The organism is Paraburkholderia sp. J94, from assembly GCF_905220285.1.
GTDB classification, from domain to species: Bacteria; Pseudomonadota; Gammaproteobacteria; order Burkholderiales; family Burkholderiaceae; genus Paraburkholderia; species Paraburkholderia tropica_A.
Window position 1 is genome coordinate 14305 of sequence record NZ_CAJMZH010000018.1, and the last position, 17393, is coordinate 31697.

The window sequence follows — 17393 nt, forward strand, 5'->3', positions numbered from 1 at the left end:
TTCGTCTTACCTTGGGATCCGCTACGTCAGCGCCTTCACGATCGTCGGCGCATGAAACAAATCGCACGATCGTTCGCAATCCGTCGGATTGCCGTACACTGTGCTGCTGTGCAGTATCCATGACCGAAGTGACAAGACAGGAGACACGATGCGCGCAATCCGCTGCAACCAGTACGGCCCGCCCGACACGCTCTCGATCGAGGAACTGCCCGACCTCGTGCCCGGCGCGGGCCAGGTCGTCATCGACGTGAAAGCCGCGGCCGTCAACTTCCCCGACGTGCTGATCATCGAGAACAAATATCAGGTCAAGCCGCCGCTGCCGTTCACGCCCGGCGCCGAAGTCGCGGGCGTCGTGCGCGCGGCGGGCGAAGGCGTGAAGCTCGCGCCCGGCACGCGCGTCGTTGCGTACGTGGGCAACGGCGGCTTCGCGCAGCAGGCCATCGCGGAAGCGGCCGCCTGCGTGCCGCTGCCCGAAGGCGCCGACTTCGCGACGGCCGCCGCGTTCACGCTCGCCTACGGCACCTCGCATCACGCGGTGGTCGACCGTGCGGCGCTGCGCGCGGGCGAGACGATGCTCGTGCTGGGCGCGGCGGGCGGCGTGGGCCTTGCGGCGGTGGAGATCGGCAAGGCGCTCGGCGCGCGCGTGATCGCGGCGGCATCGAGCGACGAGAAGCTCGACGTCTGCCGCCGCTTCGGCGCCGACGCGACCATCAACTACACGACCGAGGATCTGCGCGAGCGCATCAAGGCGCTCACCGACGGCAAAGGCCCCGACGTGATCTACGACCCGGTCGGCGGCGAGTATGCGGAACCGGCGTTCCGCAGCATCGGCTGGCGCGGTCGCTATCTCGTGGTCGGCTTCGCCAACGGCGAGATTCCGAAGCTGCCGCTCAACCTCGCGCTGCTCAAGGGCGCGAGCCTCGTCGGCGTGTTCTGGGGCGATTTCGCGCGCCGCGAGCCGCAGAACAATGCGGCTGCGTTTGCGGAGATGGTCGGCTGGATCGGCGCAGGCAAGCTCAAGCCCTATGTCTCGAAACGCTACACGCTCGAAGAAACGGCGCAGGCGCTCAAGGACATGGCGTCGCGCAAGGTCACGGGCAAGATCGTGATCGAGCCCTGACGCACGCGCGCATCGCGCACCATGAAAAAAGGCTCGCCGGGTGCGAGCCTTTTGTTTTTGCAGCGGCAACGATCAGACGACCTGCTGCTCGTGCAGCCGCGCGATCTGATCGGCGTCGTAGCCGAGCGAGCGCAGCACTTCGTCGGTATGTTCCCCGAGCGCCGGTCCGAGCCAGCGCGTGTCGCCAGGCGTCGCCGAGAGCTTGGGCGTGACGGCGGGCAGCGCGATATCGACGCCCTCGCCCGACTCGCCCTTCGCATCCTTAGTCTGCCAGCGGAACTGCTGGATCATCTGGCGCGCGGCGAACTGCGGATCGGTGAACATGTCGGCGGCGCTGTAGATGCGGCCCGCGGGCACGTCGGCGGCATTGAGCACGTCGAGCGCCTCGTCGATCGTGCGCGTCGAGAGCCACGCGGCAATCGCGCCGTCGATCTCGGCGGTGCGCGGCACGCGGCCGTCGTTGTGCGCGAGCGCGGGATCGTTGGCGAGATCCTCGCGCTCGATCGCCGTCATCAGGCGCTTGAAGATCGGATCGCTGTTGCCGCCGATCACGATGCTGCCGTCGCGGCACGGATACGTGTTCGACGGCACGATGCCCGGCAGCGACGCGCCGGTGCGCTCGCGCACCATGCCGTAGACGCCGTACTCGGGCACCACGCTTTCCATCATGTTGAACACGGCTTCGTAGAGCGCCACGTCGACGATCTGGCCGCTGCCGCCGTTCATGTTGCGGTGATGCAGCGCCATCATCGCGCCGATCACGCCATGCAGCGCCGCGATCGAATCGCCGATCGAAATGCCGATACGCGGCGGCGGCAGTTCGGGATAGCCGGTGATGTGGCGCAGACCGCCCATCGATTCGGCAATCGCACCAAAGCCCGGACGATCGCGATACGGCCCGGTCTGCCCATAGCCGGACAGCCGCACCATCACAAGACCGGGATTGTGCTTCGAGAGCACGTCGTAACCGAGGCCGAGTTTTTCGAGCAGCCCAGGCCGGAAGTTCTCGACGACGATATCCGCTTCCGCCGCCAGGCGACGCACGATCTCCTTGCCCTCTTCGGCCTTGAGATTGACGGTCACCGACTTCTTGTTGCGCGCCTGCACGGCCCACCAGAGCGAGGTGCCGCCCGCTTCGGGCCAGAGCTTGCGCCACTTGCGCAGCGGATCGCCGCCCTTCGGGTCCTCGATCTTGATGACCTCGGCGCCGAACTCGCCCAGAAAACGCGCCGCGAACGGCCCCGCGATCAGCGTGCCGAGTTCGAGCACCTTGACGCCCGCAAGCGGGCCCGCGCTTTTCGCGCCAGCGCCATTGCCGACGCCAGCGCCGGATTCGTTGGATTCGGCTGCGCTCATACGTCTCCTTTCGTGTCTTTTGCTGCGGCCCGCGCCGCTTACATCGAGCGGCGGTCGAGCATCGCGCGCGCGATCGTGCCCGCGTCGACGTATTCGAGTTCGCCGCCCACCGGCACGCCGCGCGCGAGGCGCGTGACCGTGAGGCCGCGCGCCTTGAGCGTCTGGCCGAGATAGTGCGCGGTCGCCTCGCCTTCGTTCGTGAAGTTGGTCGCGAGCACGACTTCCTTGACGACGCCGTCCGAGGCGCGTTTCACGAGGCGGTCAAAATGAATTTCCTTGGGACCGATGCCGTCGAGCGGACTCAGATGGCCCATCAGCACGAAATACAGCCCGCGATACGTGAGGGTCTGTTCGAGCATGATCTGGTCGGCAGGCGTCTCGACCACGCAGAGCAGCGTGCGATCGCGCTCGTCGTCGAGACAGGTTTCGCACACCTGAGCTTCGGTGAACGTGTTGCACTTCTCGCAATGCTTGAGGTGGTCGGTCGCGAACGTGAGCGCGCGGCCGAGCTTTTCAGCGCCCTCGCGGTCGTGCTGCATGAGGTGATAGGCCATGCGCTGCGCCGACTTCGGCCCGACGCCGGGCAACACGCGCAGCGCCTCGACGAGCGCCGACAGGGCGGAAGGTTGTTTCATGCGGATTCAGCGTGGCAAAACAGTAAGCGCGATAAGCACACGATAAGCACGCGATACGCGCGCACGGCAAGCGGACGATCGGCGTGCGATGAATGCGAGCGCGGCGCGCGATCAAACGGCCCGGGCGGCGCGCACGCACGGCCCGGCGCAGGGCGCGCCGCGATTGCGCGCGACACCGGTCCACACGGACCGGCAGCGCGCGGCAGCCGCTTTAGAACGGCATCTTGAAGCCCGGCGGAATCGGCAGACCGGCCGTCATGCCGCTCATCTTTTCCTGCGACGTGGCTTCGGCCTTGCGCACGGCGTCGTTGAACGCAGCGGCGACGAGGTCTTCGAGCATGTCCTTGTCGTCGGCGAGCAGGCTCGGATCGATCGACACGCGGCGCACGTCGTTGCGGCAGGTCATCGTCACCTTGACGAGACCGGCGCCCGCCTGACCCTCGACTTCGATCTGGGCCAGCTGCTCCTGCGCCTTCTTCATGTTTTCCTGCATCTGTTGGGCTTGCTTCATGAGCCCGGCGAGTTGGCCTTTCAACATTTCATTGCTCCTTGTGGATCAGGGTGATGCGTCGCGCGTGCGGCGACGAAGCAGGCGCTCCGTCGCCGCACGGCGCAATTCAATGGGCGGCCTGGCCGCCCTGCGCGGCTTCGGGCGCGATCGGCCGGATCGAACCGGGCACGATGCTCGCGCCGAAGTCGCGGATCAGTTGCTGCACGAACGGATCGGCGCCGATCGTGCGTTCGGCGTCGCGCTGACGCTCGGCGCGCGCGGCGGCGTCGAGCGCGGCAGCCGTGCGGCGCGCCGGACCAACGGTCACATCGACGTTGACGGGCTTGCCGAGCGCTTCCGCGAGCGCCGTCTTGAGCTTGGCGACCTGCGAGCTTTCCGCGTACTGCGGCACCGGCACGCTGAGCTTGAGCACGTCGCCGTCGAGCGCGGTCAGTTCGCTGTTGAACGCGAGCTGATACGAAATGCCCTTGAGCGACAGCGTGGCGGCCAGCGCGGGCCAATCGCCGTTGAAGCCGATGGCGTCGAGCGCGATGCCCGGCGGCAGCTTGCTGACGTCGACCACATTCGCCGATCCTGCCGATGCCGGCGCATTCGCGGCGCTCGCGCGCGGCGCGGCGGACTCGCTGTCGAACGACGGCGCGAAGCCGTCATCGGACGACGAGAAATAGGCGTCGTCGGCGCCGAGCGGCATGTAGTCGTCGGGCGGCATGTCGTCGAACTGGCCGCCCCACGGCGGCGCGCCCGATGCGTCCTGACGCGCAGCCGCAGCGCGCGGCTGACGCGCCTGCGCTTCCTGCGCGGCGGCGGCGCGGCGCGCGGGATCGGGCGTCGGCACCTTCACTTCCATGCGCGGCTTGTCGAGCTTCGGCGCGGGCGCTGCAGGCGCGGCGGCGCCGGCCGGCGTGCGCGCGGCGGAGCGGTCCGTCGAGACGCGCAGGCCCTTGTTGCGCAGCAGATCGAGCGCCGCGCTCGCACCGCTACGACCGGAGGCCGGTGCGGACGATTCGAACGGGTCGTCGGGGGTTTGCTGCGACGGTTGGGCTTGTTCTTTCTCGGCCGGAGCAGGCGCGGCCGCAACGGGCTCAACCTCTGCGGCTGGCTCGGCTGCCGGTTGCACAACGGCTTCGACCGGCGCTTCCACCGATGCTACAGGGCTCGCGGCTTCGCTCGGCGCGGTATCTGCATCGGCCTGAACCTGCGCGGGCTGCGATGCAGCGGCATCTTCGTCTTCCCACGGCGGCACGACACGCGGCTGCGCCGCGCTCACTTCCGCCCTGGCGGGTTCGGCAGGCGCGGCTTCAACCGCCTTCGCCTCGACGACAGGCGCGGCAGCCGGAGCCGCAACGCTCGGCGCGACCGGCGCACTCGCGCGCGGCGCGGGCGCCGCCGTAGCGACGGGCGCGGCAACCTGCGACTGCACGTCCGCGCGCGACACCGGCGCGGCGCTCACTGCGGGAGCCGTCGCACGCGCACCCGTCGCACCCGCCACGGCCGGCTTCGACGCCGGCGCGCTGCCGACACTGCCCGCACTCACCGAAGGCTCGAACGCCAGCATGCGCAGCAGCGCCATCGTGAAGCCCGCGTACTCGTCGGGCGCGAGACCCAGTTCGCTGCGGCCCAGCGTCGCGATCTGGTAATAGAGCTGCACCTGCTCGGGGCTCAGCGCCTGCGCGAAGCGGCGCACATCGTCGGCCTCGGGCCACTCGTCGAGCACCGAAGCCGGCGCGAACTGCGCCCAGCCGATGCGATGGAACAGGCTCGCGAGATCCTGCAGCGCCGTCGAGAACGACAGGCTGCGCAGCGCCATTTCGTCGGCGATCGCCAGCACGCCGGGACCGTCGCCGGCCACCAGCGCGTCGATCAGGCGAATCAGATAACTCTGGTCGAGCGCGCCGAGCATGCCGCGCACGGCCTCTTCCGTCACCTGGTTGGCCGAGTACGCGATTGCCTGGTCGGTGAGCGAGAGCGCGTCGCGCATCGAGCCGTCGGCGGCGCGCGCGAGCAGGCGCAGCGCCTGCGACTCGAACTCGACCTTTTCCTCGCCAAGAATATGCGTCAGATGCTCGACGATATTGCCCGCGGGCATCTGCTTCAGATTGAACTGCAGGCAGCGCGAGAGCACGGTGACCGGAATCTTTTGCGGATCGGTCGTCGCGAGAATGAACTTCACGTGCGGCGGCGGCTCCTCCAGCGTCTTCAGCATCGCGTTGAAGGCGTGGTTCGTGAGCATGTGCACTTCGTCGATCATATAGACCTTGAAGCGCGCATCGACCGGCGCGTAGACCGCGCGCTCGAGCAGCGCGGCCATTTCGTCGACGCCGCGATTACTCGCCGCGTCCATTTCCACATAGTCGACAAAGCGCCCTTCGTCGATTTCCCGGCACGCGCGACACACACCGCACGGCTTGGACGTCACGCCGGTCTCGCAATTGAGCGCCTTGGCGAAGATGCGCGAGAGCGTCGTCTTGCCCACGCCGCGCGTGCCCGTGAACAGGTACGCGTGATGGAGACGGCCGCCGTCGAGCGCATGCGTGAGCGCGCGCACCACGTGCTCCTGTCCGACGAGCGAAGCGAAATCCTTCGGTCGCCACTTGCGTGCGAGAACTTGATAGGTCATCTGGAAATTGTATCAGTAACGCCCGCGCGCTCCGATGAATCGGAAAGCGCCGAACGCCTTGTGTGCGGGCGCGCCGGACCTGATCCGCGACGCGTGCGTGAAGGCGTGCGCGAACGCATGCGAAACCGCGCGCGAAACGCCCGGCGTGTGCGCGAAACGGCACGAACAACGTCACGGCACGCGCACCAACACGCAACAGCGCGACGCGAAAAGCCTGCGGCGAAAAAATCTTGAAGAAACGGGGAATTGAGCGGCGAGGTGCGAACCTTGCGCAACAACTGAGACTGACACCGGGGATGGATACAACAGACGCGCGCGATGCGCTAGAAGAACAATCGCCAGAAAAAAAGCGAAGGTGACGAGCCTGACCCTCGGCACTGGCGGAAAACGGCTGTGGCTGCTTCGTTCCCGACCTGACCAGGTTGACCGCCCCACCATGCGAGGAGGCCCGTCACGTCGCATTCTAACATCGCTTGCACCGAATTGAGAATGCCGCACTGCAAAACTCTTTGCGCGACGCGGCTGAGCGCCCGCTCCACCGGGGTTTGACGGATGCACGCACATTGGCAAATGCACTTGCAAATGTGCTTGCAAACGCGCGCCGCGCCACCATATCGAGATTGTGCGCAACGTCGGTGGATCGTGGAAAGACAGTGCGGCAGCACGCAGTCAGGCTGCGCGGCACGCGGACAATCGACAGGTGCATGCAAGCTCCACGGCACGCAAACCGTGCACGCAACGCACGAAATGTTGGAGAAAAAGAAGGAAACCCTGCTGCCGACCTGCGTACTATCACCGTCGGCAACGCATAGGGATTTAGGCTACACTGGCGTCGATCGTTGTCAGGGCAGCCTTGGCGACTCGATCCGGTCCCGCCCGGCAAGGCTTGGGCATCGCCGGATATATTCTGGTTTTTGGTGTATCGTGGCGAGCAATTCAATCAGCCTCGATCCGAAAGAGGTATTCATACAATGAGCGAACAAATCAAGCACATCAGCGACGCATCGTTCGAACAGGACGTCGTTAAATCCGATAAGCCCGTCTTGCTGGACTTCTGGGCCGAATGGTGCGGCCCCTGCAAGATGATCGCGCCGATTCTCGACGAAGTCGCGAAGGACTATAGCGACCGTCTGCAAGTCGCGAAGATCAACGTCGACGAGCATCAATCGACGCCGGTGAAGTTCGGCGTGCGCGGCATCCCCACGCTGATCCTCTTCAAGAACGGCGCCGTCGCGGCGCAAAAGGTCGGCGCACTCTCGAAGTCGCAGCTCACCGCGTTCCTGGACAGCCACCTGTAAAAGGCGCTGCCACCGCCGCGCACCCTGCCCTCACGGCAGCCGCGGCGGAGCTGAAAAGCACGCCAGGTCTGTATCGCGCCATGTTGTCAGCCGACAACATGCACGCTAAAAACATGCCGAAACATACCGTTGGGCTTCACTGACGGTTTCTGGCGTGTGCTATGCTAGAATTCATAAAGCGTCGTATCCGGCGCCCTTATATAAGTCCTTGAGCGGTTCCGCTCGTTCTTTTCCCCCTGACTTCTTTTCGTCGCTCCCTTCCCGACGGGTTCTCCGTATGCATCTTTCCGAGCTCAAGTCTCTGCACGTGTCCGAATTGATCGAGATGGCCAATGGCCTCGAGATCGAAAATGCGAACCGCCTGCGCAAGCAGGAACTGATGTTCGCGATTCTCAAAAAGCGCGCCAAGACGGGCGAAACGATCTTCGGTGACGGCACGCTCGAAGTGCTGCCGGACGGATTCGGCTTCCTGCGCTCGCCGGAAACTTCGTATCTCGCCAGCACGGACGATATCTATATCAGCCCGTCGCAGATCCGCCGCTTCAACCTGCACACCGGCGACACGATCGAAGGCGAAGTGCGCACGCCGAAGGACGGCGAACGCTATTTCGCGCTCGTGAAGGTGGACAAGGTCAACGGCCAGCCGCCGGAAGCCTCGAAGCACAAGATCATGTTCGAGAACCTCACGCCGCTGCACCCGAACAAGGTGCTGCTGCTCGAGCGCGAAATGCGCGGTGAGGAGAACGTGACGGGCCGCATCATCGACATGATCGCGCCCATCGGCAAGGGTCAGCGCGGCCTGCTGGTCGCTTCGCCCAAGTCCGGTAAGACCGTGATGCTTCAGCACATCGCGCACGCCATCAAGCAGAACCACCCCGACGTGGTCCTGTTCGTGCTGCTGATCGACGAGCGTCCTGAAGAAGTGACGGAAATGCAGCGTTCGGTGGCCGGCGAAGTGATCGCCTCCACCTTCGACGAACCGGCCGCGCGTCACGTGCAGGTCGCCGAAATGGTGATCGAAAAGGCCAAGCGTCTCGTCGAAATGAAGCACGACGTCGTGATTCTGCTCGACTCCATCACACGTCTCGCGCGCGCCTACAACACGGTCGTGCCGGCTTCGGGCAAGGTGCTGACCGGCGGTGTGGACGCCAACGCGCTGCAACGTCCGAAGCGCTTCTTCGGCGCGGCTCGTAACATCGAAGAAGGCGGTTCGCTCACGATCATCGGCACCGCGCTGATCGAAACCGGCAGCCGCATGGACGACGTGATCTACGAAGAATTCAAGGGCACGGGCAATATGGAAGTGCACCTCGAGCGCCGTCTCGCGGAAAAGCGCGTCTACCCGTCGATCAACCTGAACAAGTCGGGCACGCGTCGCGAAGAACTGCTGATCAAGCCGGACATCCTCCAGAAGATCTGGGTGCTGCGCAAGTTCATCCACGACATGGACGAAGTCGAAGCAATGGAATTCCTGCTCGACAAGATTCGCCAGACGAAGAACAACTCCGAGTTCTTCGACATGATGCGCCGCGGCGGCTAAGGCCTCGCGCCCCGCTCGCTGCCTCAGGCACGACAAGAACGCCCGCTCCAAGCGGGCGTTTTTCATTTCTCGCCTCGTTTCACTACTGATTTCACGCAATAAACCGTTGCGGATGCACCCGGCCACAACCTGAACGTGAACGTTCACGTTGAACTATAATCCGGGTCTATCTTTACTGCCGCCGTCTACCCGGCCGGCCGCCGATGTCCAGACACGCCAAACCGGACCTTACCCCGGACGCCAACCCGCTCCTCACCGTGCGCGACGCCGCCTTGCGGCTGAACGTCACGCCACGCACGCTCAAATACTACGAGGAACGCGGCCTCGTTACCCCGACGCGTAGCGAAGGCCGCTACCGTCTCTACGACGAACACGATCTCGAGCAATTCGCGCGCATTCTGCGCCTGCGAGCGCTCGGCTTTTCGCTGCACGGCATCACCGAAATGCTCAAGCGTCCGCTGGAATCGGTCGGCGACGGACGTCGGCGCTACTCGCACGAATCGCTGCAACAGATCGCCGACGCGCTCGCGCAACAGATCGACACGCTCGACGCGCGCATCGGCGCCGTACGGCGCGAGTTGAAGGAAGCGCAAAGCGTGCGCGCCGAACTCGCCGACGATCTCGATTACCTGAAGCGCCGCCTCGCGGGCGAGCCGTCCGAAGCGCTGATCGACGAACGCCTCGCCGCCTCGCGCCGCCGCAAGGACGCCGAACGCAACGCGGCGCTGCTTGCGCCCGCCCACGCCAAAACGCCCGCCGCCGCGCTCAAGTCGGCGAACAAACCCGGCCACGCGCGTGTCAGCAAAGGCGCGGAAAAGCGCGGCCAGAAGCGCACGCAAAAACAGGCCGACGACGAAGACGGAGGCGAACGCGCATGAGCTCCACCTCCGCCCGCGAACCGATCTTCAGCGCCGCGCGCCTGCGCGGCGACTTCTTCCCCTGGGTCCTCGCCATCGCGACCGGACTCGACTACTACGACAACGCGATTTTTTCGTTTTTCACGAGCTATATCGCGGGCGGCATCAACGCCTCGCCCGATGAACTCGTCTGGTCGTCGAGCAGTTATGCCGTGTGCGCGGTGCTCGGCATCCTGCAACAGCAATGGTGGGTCGAGCGCATGGGCTACCGTCGCTACGTGGGCGGCTGCCTGCTGCTCTATGCCGCGGGCTCGGTCGCGGCGGCGCTCTGCGAATCGTCGATCGAACTGGCCTTCGCGCGCGGCTTCCAGGGCTACTTCATCGGCCCGATGATGGGCACCTGCCGCATCCTCATCCAGATCAGCTTCACGCCGCAGCAGCGCCCCGTCGCGACGCGCGCATTCCTGATCCTGATCGTGCTTTCCAGCGCGCTCGCGCCGCTCGTCGGCGGCTATCTGGTGTCGTATTTCGGCTGGCGCGCGCTGTTCGCGTTTTCCGCGCCGGCGGGCGTGCTCTACGCCGTGCTGGCCCTGCTCGCGCTGCCCAATTCCGGCCACCTGCTGCCCGAGGAGCGCGGCGAGTCGCACTTCTGGCCGTACATCATCTTCGCGTTCGCGCAAGGCGCGCTGCAGATCGCCATGCAGCAGGTGCGCTTCGAACTCTTCACGACGTCGCCGGAAATTCCGCTGCTGACGCTCGCGGGCATCGGCTCGCTCGCCTGGTTCGTCTGGCACCAGTGGCACCATCCGAAGCCGCTCGTGCGACTGCACGCGCTGCGCGAGCGGCCGTTCCAGGTCGGGCTGCTGCTGTACATGTTCTACTACTACATGAGCACGGTGCTCAGCTATCTGGTCTCGCGCTTTCTCGAAAGCGGCCTGAACTATCCGGTCGAGAACGCGGGGCGACTGACCGGCATCACCTCGCTGATTTCCGCCACCGCGCTGTTTCTTTACTTCCGCTACGCGAAGTTCGTCACGCACAAGAAATGGATCATCGTGCCGGGCTTCCTGCTGACGTTTTTCGTGGCGTTCTGGATGACGAAGATGACGCCCGACGTCAGCCAGTCGTGGCTGATTCCGCCGCTGCTGCTGCGCGGCCTGCTGCTGCTTTTTATCGTCCTGCCGGTGGCGAATCTCACCTTCCGCATCTTCGACATCGACGAATTCACCCACGGTTACCGCTTGAAAAACATCGTCCGTCAGTTGACGATATCGTTCGCGACGGCCACGGTCATCATCGTCGAGCAGCATCGGCTAGCGCTGCACCAGACGCGGCTCGTGGAATTCGTGAATCCGCTCAACCCGATCTTTCAGGACACGCTCGAGAAGCTGACACATACCTTCGAGGCGCTCGGCCGCCCGCCGGGCGAAGCGCACAGCCTCGCGCTCGCGCAGGTGAGTCGGATGGTGGCGCAGCAGGCGAGCTTTCTGACTTCGCTCGACGGCTTCTACTATCTGATGGGCGCGGCCCTCGTCGGCGCGGCATTCGCCATGTGGCAAAAGCAGATCGACTGAACACAACCGACGCGATGCTCTCGAAACTCTCCAGCTGGTTCGGCGCGCGCCGCCGCGAAAAGGCGCTGCGCACCCATGCGATCGACGACGCGCTCTGGCAGGCGACGCTCGACGGACTGCCCTTTCTCGGCCACCTCGATGCCGCCGATCTCGTGCGTCTGCGCGAAATCACGAGCCTGTTCCTCGCGCAGAAGGAATTCTCGACCGCGCACGATCTCGAACTCACCGACGCGATGACCGTGGCGATCGCCGCGCAGGCGTCGCTGCCCGTGCTCAATCTGTCGCTCGATCTCTACAAGGGCTGGGTCGGCGTGATCGTCTATCCGGGCGAATTCGTGATCCGCAAGACCGTCGAGGACGAGGACGGCGTCGTGCACGAAGTCGAGCATGACGCGAGCGGCGAGGCGTGGGAAGGCGGCCCGGTGATCCTCTCGTGGGAAGATGCGCAGATGACCGACGGCAGCGACGCCTACAACGTCGTCATCCACGAGTTCGCGCACAAGATCGACATGCTCAACGGCGAAACCGACGGCCATCCGCCCCTTTATCGCCGCTGGCACGCGCCGCTCGACGCGCAGACGTGGGCCGATGTCTTCGACAATGCCTACGACCAGTTCTGCGACAAGGTCGATGCGGTGCCGGAACGGCGCTGGAAGCGTTTCGAGCGCGATTCGTTGATCGATCCCTATGCCGCCGATCATCCGTCGGAGTTCTTCGCCGTGTGCAGCGAGGCGCTGTTCGTCACGCCGAAGGCCTTCGAGGCCGAATATCCCGAGCTTTATCGGCTGCTCGCGCGCTATTACCGTCAGGATCCGGCGCGGGTCGGCGCACTGGACGGCCAGCCGGCCTGAAAAACCTGTTGCGGGCCTGCAAAAATTCGCCAACCAGCTGATTTTCTGGCATAATCGCGGTTTTTCGACCTTGGGCAAGTGGCTCGCGCGAAAAGCGCCGCGACATGGGTGTTGCGGGCAACGTGGGTTGGCTACCGCCAGATTTAAGGAAAGACCATGAAAGAAGGCATTCACCCGAATTACCGCGAAGTTCTGTTCATCGACGTGTCGAACGATTTCCGTTTCGTGACGCGCTCGACCATCCAGACGCGCGAAACCGCCGAATTCAACGGCAAGACCTACCCGCTCGCAAAGATCGAAGTCTCGTCGGAATCGCACCCGTTCTACACGGGTACGCAGAAGATCATGGACACGGCCGGCCGCGTCGAGAAGTTCAACAAGAAGTTCGGCGCACGCGCTACGGGCAAGGCAACGAAGTAAGCTTCGCTCTCCGGTCATCGTGCCGGAACCCGCACAGACGTGTACGAAAAGGGCAGCCCAGGCTGCCCTTTTTTGTTGTCCGGCGCGCCTTACCGAATATTTCCGACGCTTGCCGCGACGCCTGCTGCGACGCGTCTGCCAGACGCTGATCCACGGCCTGCTCACCGCCGTTTTATTGCGCCGGCAAGCGTTGGCAACAGATGACGGGCGCCAGCCGCCGTGACGCGCGCGAGCCCGCCCGGCTAGAATGCCGGATGCTCCGCAACGGCCGCGCGCGGCCATTGCGCTTACTCGAATTCCTCCGCACTGCATGAAGCCAGCCATTCGCCTCACCGCCTCCGCCACCAGCGCCCTGCCGCGCTGGCTGCTGCTGACCATCTGTATCATCTTCGCGTCGTTCGGCCTGTTCGGCCGCGATCCGTGGAAGAACGAGGATGCGGCCGGCTTCGGCGTGATGTGGACCATGGCCGGCGGCACCTCGCACGACTGGCTGCTCCCCAACCTGGTCGGCAAGTACGTGACCGAGAACGGTCCGCTCGGCTATTGGCTCGGCGCGCTGTGCATCCGCGTGTTCGCACCGTGGGTGGACGCGAGCAACGCCTCGCGCATCGCCACCGGCGTGCTGTTCTGCCTGGCCTGCGCGTTCGTCTGGTACAGCGCCTATCTGCTCGGCCGCCGCCCCGAAGTGCAGCCGTTCAAATACGCGTTCGGCGGCGAGCCCGAGCCGCGCGACTACGGCCGCACGCTCGCCGACGGCGCCGTGCTGATCCTGCTGGCCTGCTTCGGTCTCGCCGAGCGCGGCCACGAAACCACGCCGCAACTGATGCAGTTCGTCGGCATCGCGATGCTGGTCTACGGCCTCGTGCGCGCGATCGACAAGCCGATCCAGGGCGCGCTCTGGTGGGGCCTCGCGCTCGGCATCGTGATGCTCGCAAGCGGTCCCGTGCTGGTGGGCGCCCTGCTGATCGGCACGCTCGCGATGCTGGCCATCGCGCCCGAAACGCGTTCGCGCTGGCTGCTCGTGGCCGGTTTGCCGGTCGCGCTCGTGGTCGGCCTGTCGTGGCCGCTGCTCACGCTGCATATCTATCCCGACGACGGCGTCTGGTTCCTCAACCAGTGGGCGCGCACCAACGTCAACGCGTTCGCAGGGCCGCCCGGCACGGTGCTGCGCTACGCGGCCAAGAACCTGCCGCTGTTCACGTGGCCGGCCTGGCCGCTCGCGATCTGGGCCTGGGTAAGCTGGGCGGGCCTGCGCCGCGCGCCGCACATCGCGATTCCGCTTTCGGTGATCGTGCCGCTGCTGATCCTCGTGGTCGTGCAGAGCCACGAAACCAATCGCCTGTTCATGCTCGTGCTGCCCGCCGTGTGCGTGCTCGCCGCCTTCGCGCTGCCGACACTCAAGCGCGGCGCGATCAACGCGATCGACTGGTTCGCCGTGCTCAGCTTCACGATCCTCAGCACCTTCGTCTGGCTCGTGTGGCTGGCGGGCATGACGGGCTTCCCGGCTCCGCTCGCGCGCAATCTCGCGCGCCTCGCACCGGGCTTCGCGCCGCAATTCAAGATTCTCTCGTTCGTCTGCGCCGTGGCCGTGACGCTCTGCTGGATGGCGCTCGTGCAATGGCGCGTGGCGCGGCACCCGAAGGTGCTGTGGCGCAGCGTCGTGCTGTCGAGCGGCGGCACCACGCTGATGTGGGTGCTGCTGATGACGCTCTGGCTGCCCGTCGTGAACTACAGCCGGACCTATAAGGACGTGGCGCAGCAGATCGCCGCCCACCTGCCCGCCGATTATCAGTGCATCTCGCCCGTGCGCCTCGGCGACGCGCAGATCGCCACTTTCGCCTACTTCGGCAAGATGCATTTCTCGTTCGACGAGGATTGCGACGTGATCCTGCGTCAAGACACCCAGGACTTCGGCGAGCCGAGCTCGATGTCGAACTTCGTCTGGAAGCTGGTCTGGGAAGGCCGCCGTGTGGCCGACCGCGACGAGCGCTTCCGCCTCTACGTGCGCATCGACCGCCCGCAACCGCCCGTGAAAAAGCACGTCTGGCGCAAGCGCCCCGACTGAGGCCGCGGTGACGACGACGTTCCTCGCCGACATCCGGCGCATCGCCGGCCTCGCGTGGCCGGTGCTGGTCGGCCAGCTCGCGATCATCGCGTTCGGCGTGATCGATACGGCGATGGTGGGCCGCTACTCGGCGCTCGACCTCGCCGCACTCGGACTCGGTTCGTCGATTTACGTCTCCGTCTACATCGGCCTCACGGGGATTCTGACGGCGCTTCAGCCCGTCACCGCGCAACTCTACGGCGCGCGCAAGGACACCGAGATCGGCGAGGAAGTGCGCCAAGCCTTCTGGCTCGCGCTCGTGCTGATGGCGATCGGCTTCACGATCCTCTATTTCCCCGGCCCGCTGCTCGACCTCGCACGCGCGCCCGAAGCGCTGCGCGAGCGCACCATCGGTTATCTGCGGCTGCTTTCCTTCGGCCTGCCCGCCGCGCTGGCGTTTCGCATCTACAGTTCGCTCGCCAATGCCGTTGGGCGGCCGCGTCTCGTGATGTTCCTGCAAGTGGGCGCGCTGATCGTCAAGGTGCCGCTCAATACGTGGCTGATCTTCGGCGGACTCGGCGTGCCCGCGCTCGGCGGTCCCGGCTGCGCGCTCGCGAGTACGTCGATCAACTGGGCGCTCGCGCTGTGTGCGGCGATTGCCTTCACGCGCGTCGACGTGTTCGAGCCGTTCGAGATCTTCAAGCACTTCTGCTGGCCCGAATGGAAGCGCCAGGCGGAACTGCTCAAGCTCGGCATTCCGATGGGGCTGTCGTATCTGATCGAGGTGACGTCTTACACCTTCATGGCGATTTTCATCGCGCGGCTGGGCACGACGACGCTCGCCGGCCATCAGATCGCCGGGAACATGGGCGCGGTGCTGTACATGACGCCGCTCTCGATCGGCGTGGCGACCTCGACGCTGGTCGCGCAGGCGCTGGGCGCGGGACGCCATGCCGAAGCGCGCACGCTCGCGCGCCACGGCGTGATGACGGCGGTCGCGATCGCCTGCGTGTACGGTGCGGTCGTTTTCGTGCTGCGGCCGCTGATCATCGGCGGGTATACGCCTGATCCGGCGGTGGCGATTGCGGCGATGCCGCTCGTCGCGATCGTCACGGTGTATCACGTGTTCGACGCGTTGCAGATCACGACTGCGTTCGCGCTGCGCGCCTACAAGGTCGCCGTGGTGCCGACCGTGATCTATGCGATCGCGCTCTGGGGCGTGGGGCTGGGCGGCGGCTATGCGCTCGGCTTCGATGTGTTCGGCAACCTGCCCGTCTGGGCGACCGGCGCGCGCGGTTTCTGGCTCGCCAACGCCGCCAGTCTCGTGATCGCGGGCGCGGGGCTCGCAGTGTATTTGCAGCGCGTGAGCACGCGGTATTTGCGGACTCACGCCTGATCTCGGCGATGCGGTTAGAAACGATGGAAACGATGGAAACGATGGCGACGATGCAAGGTCGCCATCGCTAAAGACAAGCGGCCGGCTTGGCTAAAGGCGTCTGCGCACCACTGACTCCCGGTTTTGGTTGCGCACGCGCTTGGCAGTTAGTTGCATAACAGACCAGACCAAGCGCACGTAATTTCACACCATTGCGCGCGCCGCCTCCACCGTCTGCGCCGCGTGATACGACGAGCGCACGAGCGGCCCCGCCACCACCTCGCGAAAGCCCATCGCCAGCCCCGCTTCACGCAGCGCCGCGAACTCATCGGGATGCACGTAGCGCCGCACCGGCAAATGAAACCGCGACGGCGCCAGATACTGCCCGATCGTCAGCACCTCCACGTCGTGCGCGCGCAGATCGCGCATCGTCTCCAGCAATTGCGCGTCGGTTTCACCGAGGCCGACCATCAGCCCCGACTTCGTCACGAGTGCCTCGTTCATCGCCTTCGCACGCGCCAGCAGCCGCAGCGAGCCGTGATAATCCGCGCCCGGACGCGCCGCGCGATACAGCGACGGCACCGTCTCGACGTTGTGATTGAACACATCGGGCCACGCCGCCGAGAGCGCGTCGAGCGCGCGCTCGATGCGTCCGCGAAAATCCGGCGTCAGCACTTCAACTCCGATCCCCGGCACACGCTCGCGCACACTCGCGATGCAGCGCGCGAAATGCGCCGCGCCGCCGTCGCGCAGATCGTCGCGATCCACCGACGTGATCACCACATGCCGCAAACCGAGCGCCGCGACCGCCGCCGCGAGATGCGCGGGCTCGTCCTCGTCGAGCGGCGCGGGCCGCCCGTGCGCGACATCGCAGAACGGACAGCGCCGCGTGCACAGCCCGCCCATGATCATGAACGTGGCCGTGCGCTGCGCGAAACACTCACCGATATTTGGGCACATCGCCTCCTCGCACACCGAATGCAGGCGATGCTCGCGCAGCACGGCCGCGACGTCGGCCACCGTCGTGCTCATCATCGGCTTTGCGCGCAGCCACGGCGGCTTGGGCAACGCCGCGCCCTCGCCCGCCGGCACGATCTTGACGGGAATGCGCGCGAGCTTCTCGCGGCTGCGCAAGCCGTGCTGGCCGAGCGCGGTGTCGCCGGCGCGCGGCGTGTCGGACCCGGCGTGCTCCATC

Annotated in this window: 13 protein-coding genes, 1 other RNA gene and 1 pseudogene; 9 read left to right on the forward strand and 6 right to left on the reverse strand. The window is 65.6% G+C overall.

Going from position 1 to position 17393, the window contains the following annotated elements:
- The first annotated feature begins 148 nt into the window (after nt 1-148).
- Entirely contained in the window at nt 149-1120 is a 972-nt protein-coding gene (locus U4Y88_RS30920) for an NADPH:quinone oxidoreductase family protein (protein ID WP_224007395.1), read from the forward strand.
- A gap of 72 nt (nt 1121-1192) precedes the next feature.
- On the opposite strand, the gene U4Y88_RS30925 is transcribed toward U4Y88_RS30920, so the two are convergent.
- The 5 genes from U4Y88_RS30925 to ffs all read right to left on the reverse strand — a co-directional run bounded on the left by U4Y88_RS30925 (nt 1193) and on the right by ffs (nt 6692).
- Nucleotides 1193-2476, reverse strand: coding sequence for a CaiB/BaiF CoA-transferase family protein (locus tag U4Y88_RS30925; protein WP_321788630.1), 1284 nt, complete (start codon nt 2474-2476; stop codon nt 1193-1195).
- Between the two features lie 38 nt (nt 2477-2514).
- Nucleotides 2515-3111 carry a recombination mediator RecR gene (gene recR / locus U4Y88_RS30930; RefSeq protein WP_321788632.1) on the reverse strand — a complete coding sequence of 199 codons (597 nt, stop codon included), beginning with the start codon at nt 3109-3111 and terminating at the stop codon, nt 2515-2517.
- Nucleotides 3112-3322: 211 nt separating this feature from the next.
- A complete protein-coding gene (locus U4Y88_RS30935; protein WP_027818382.1) occupies nt 3323-3649 on the reverse strand; it encodes a YbaB/EbfC family nucleoid-associated protein in 327 nt (108 codons plus the stop codon).
- A 79-nt stretch (nt 3650-3728) separates the two neighbouring features.
- A complete protein-coding gene (locus tag U4Y88_RS30940; RefSeq protein ID WP_321788633.1) occupies nt 3729-6239 on the reverse strand; it encodes a DNA polymerase III subunit gamma/tau in 2511 nt (836 codons plus the stop codon).
- A 354-nt stretch (nt 6240-6593) separates the two neighbouring features.
- Nucleotides 6594-6692: signal recognition particle sRNA small type (gene ffs / locus U4Y88_RS30945), an RNA gene on the reverse strand.
- Nucleotides 6693-7210: 518 nt separating this feature from the next.
- On the opposite strand from ffs, the gene trxA reads away from it, so the two are divergent.
- From trxA to U4Y88_RS30985, 8 genes and pseudogenes are all read left to right on the forward strand, one after another.
- Nucleotides 7211-7537 (forward strand): thioredoxin TrxA, encoded by a 327-nt coding sequence (gene trxA, locus U4Y88_RS30950; RefSeq protein WP_065060043.1) that lies wholly within the window; start codon nt 7211-7213, stop codon nt 7535-7537.
- 277 nt (nt 7538-7814) lie between these two features.
- Nucleotides 7815-9077, forward strand: a complete 1263-nt coding sequence (gene rho, locus U4Y88_RS30955) for a transcription termination factor Rho (RefSeq protein ID WP_027818379.1) — start codon at nt 7815-7817, stop codon at nt 9075-9077.
- A 203-nt stretch (nt 9078-9280) separates the two neighbouring features.
- Nucleotides 9281-9790, forward strand: a pseudogene (locus tag U4Y88_RS30960) (MerR family transcriptional regulator); the annotation flags it as partial.
- A gap of 161 nt (nt 9791-9951) precedes the next feature.
- A complete protein-coding gene (locus U4Y88_RS30965; protein ID WP_321788638.1) occupies nt 9952-11508 on the forward strand; it encodes an MFS transporter in 1557 nt (518 codons plus the stop codon).
- Nucleotides 11509-11522: 14 nt separating this feature from the next.
- Nucleotides 11523-12359 carry a M90 family metallopeptidase gene (locus tag U4Y88_RS30970; protein ID WP_321788639.1) on the forward strand — a complete coding sequence of 279 codons (837 nt, stop codon included), beginning with the start codon at nt 11523-11525 and terminating at the stop codon, nt 12357-12359.
- 156 nt (nt 12360-12515) lie between these two features.
- Complete coding sequence (locus U4Y88_RS30975) at nt 12516-12779, forward strand: type B 50S ribosomal protein L31 (RefSeq protein WP_224007363.1); 264 nt, start codon at nt 12516-12518, stop codon at nt 12777-12779.
- A 310-nt stretch (nt 12780-13089) separates the two neighbouring features.
- Nucleotides 13090-14844, forward strand: coding sequence for an ArnT family glycosyltransferase (locus tag U4Y88_RS30980; protein WP_224007360.1), 1755 nt, complete (start codon nt 13090-13092; stop codon nt 14842-14844).
- A gap of 7 nt (nt 14845-14851) precedes the next feature.
- Complete coding sequence (locus U4Y88_RS30985) at nt 14852-16219, forward strand: MATE family efflux transporter (RefSeq protein ID WP_310630018.1); 1368 nt, start codon at nt 14852-14854, stop codon at nt 16217-16219.
- Nucleotides 16220-16402: 183 nt separating this feature from the next.
- Here U4Y88_RS30985 and lipA read toward each other — a convergent pair whose 3' ends face one another.
- Nucleotides 16403-17392 carry a lipoyl synthase gene (lipA, locus tag U4Y88_RS30990; protein WP_321788641.1) on the reverse strand — a complete coding sequence of 330 codons (990 nt, stop codon included), beginning with the start codon at nt 17390-17392 and terminating at the stop codon, nt 16403-16405.
- Between the last annotated feature and the right edge of the window lies 1 nt (nt 17393).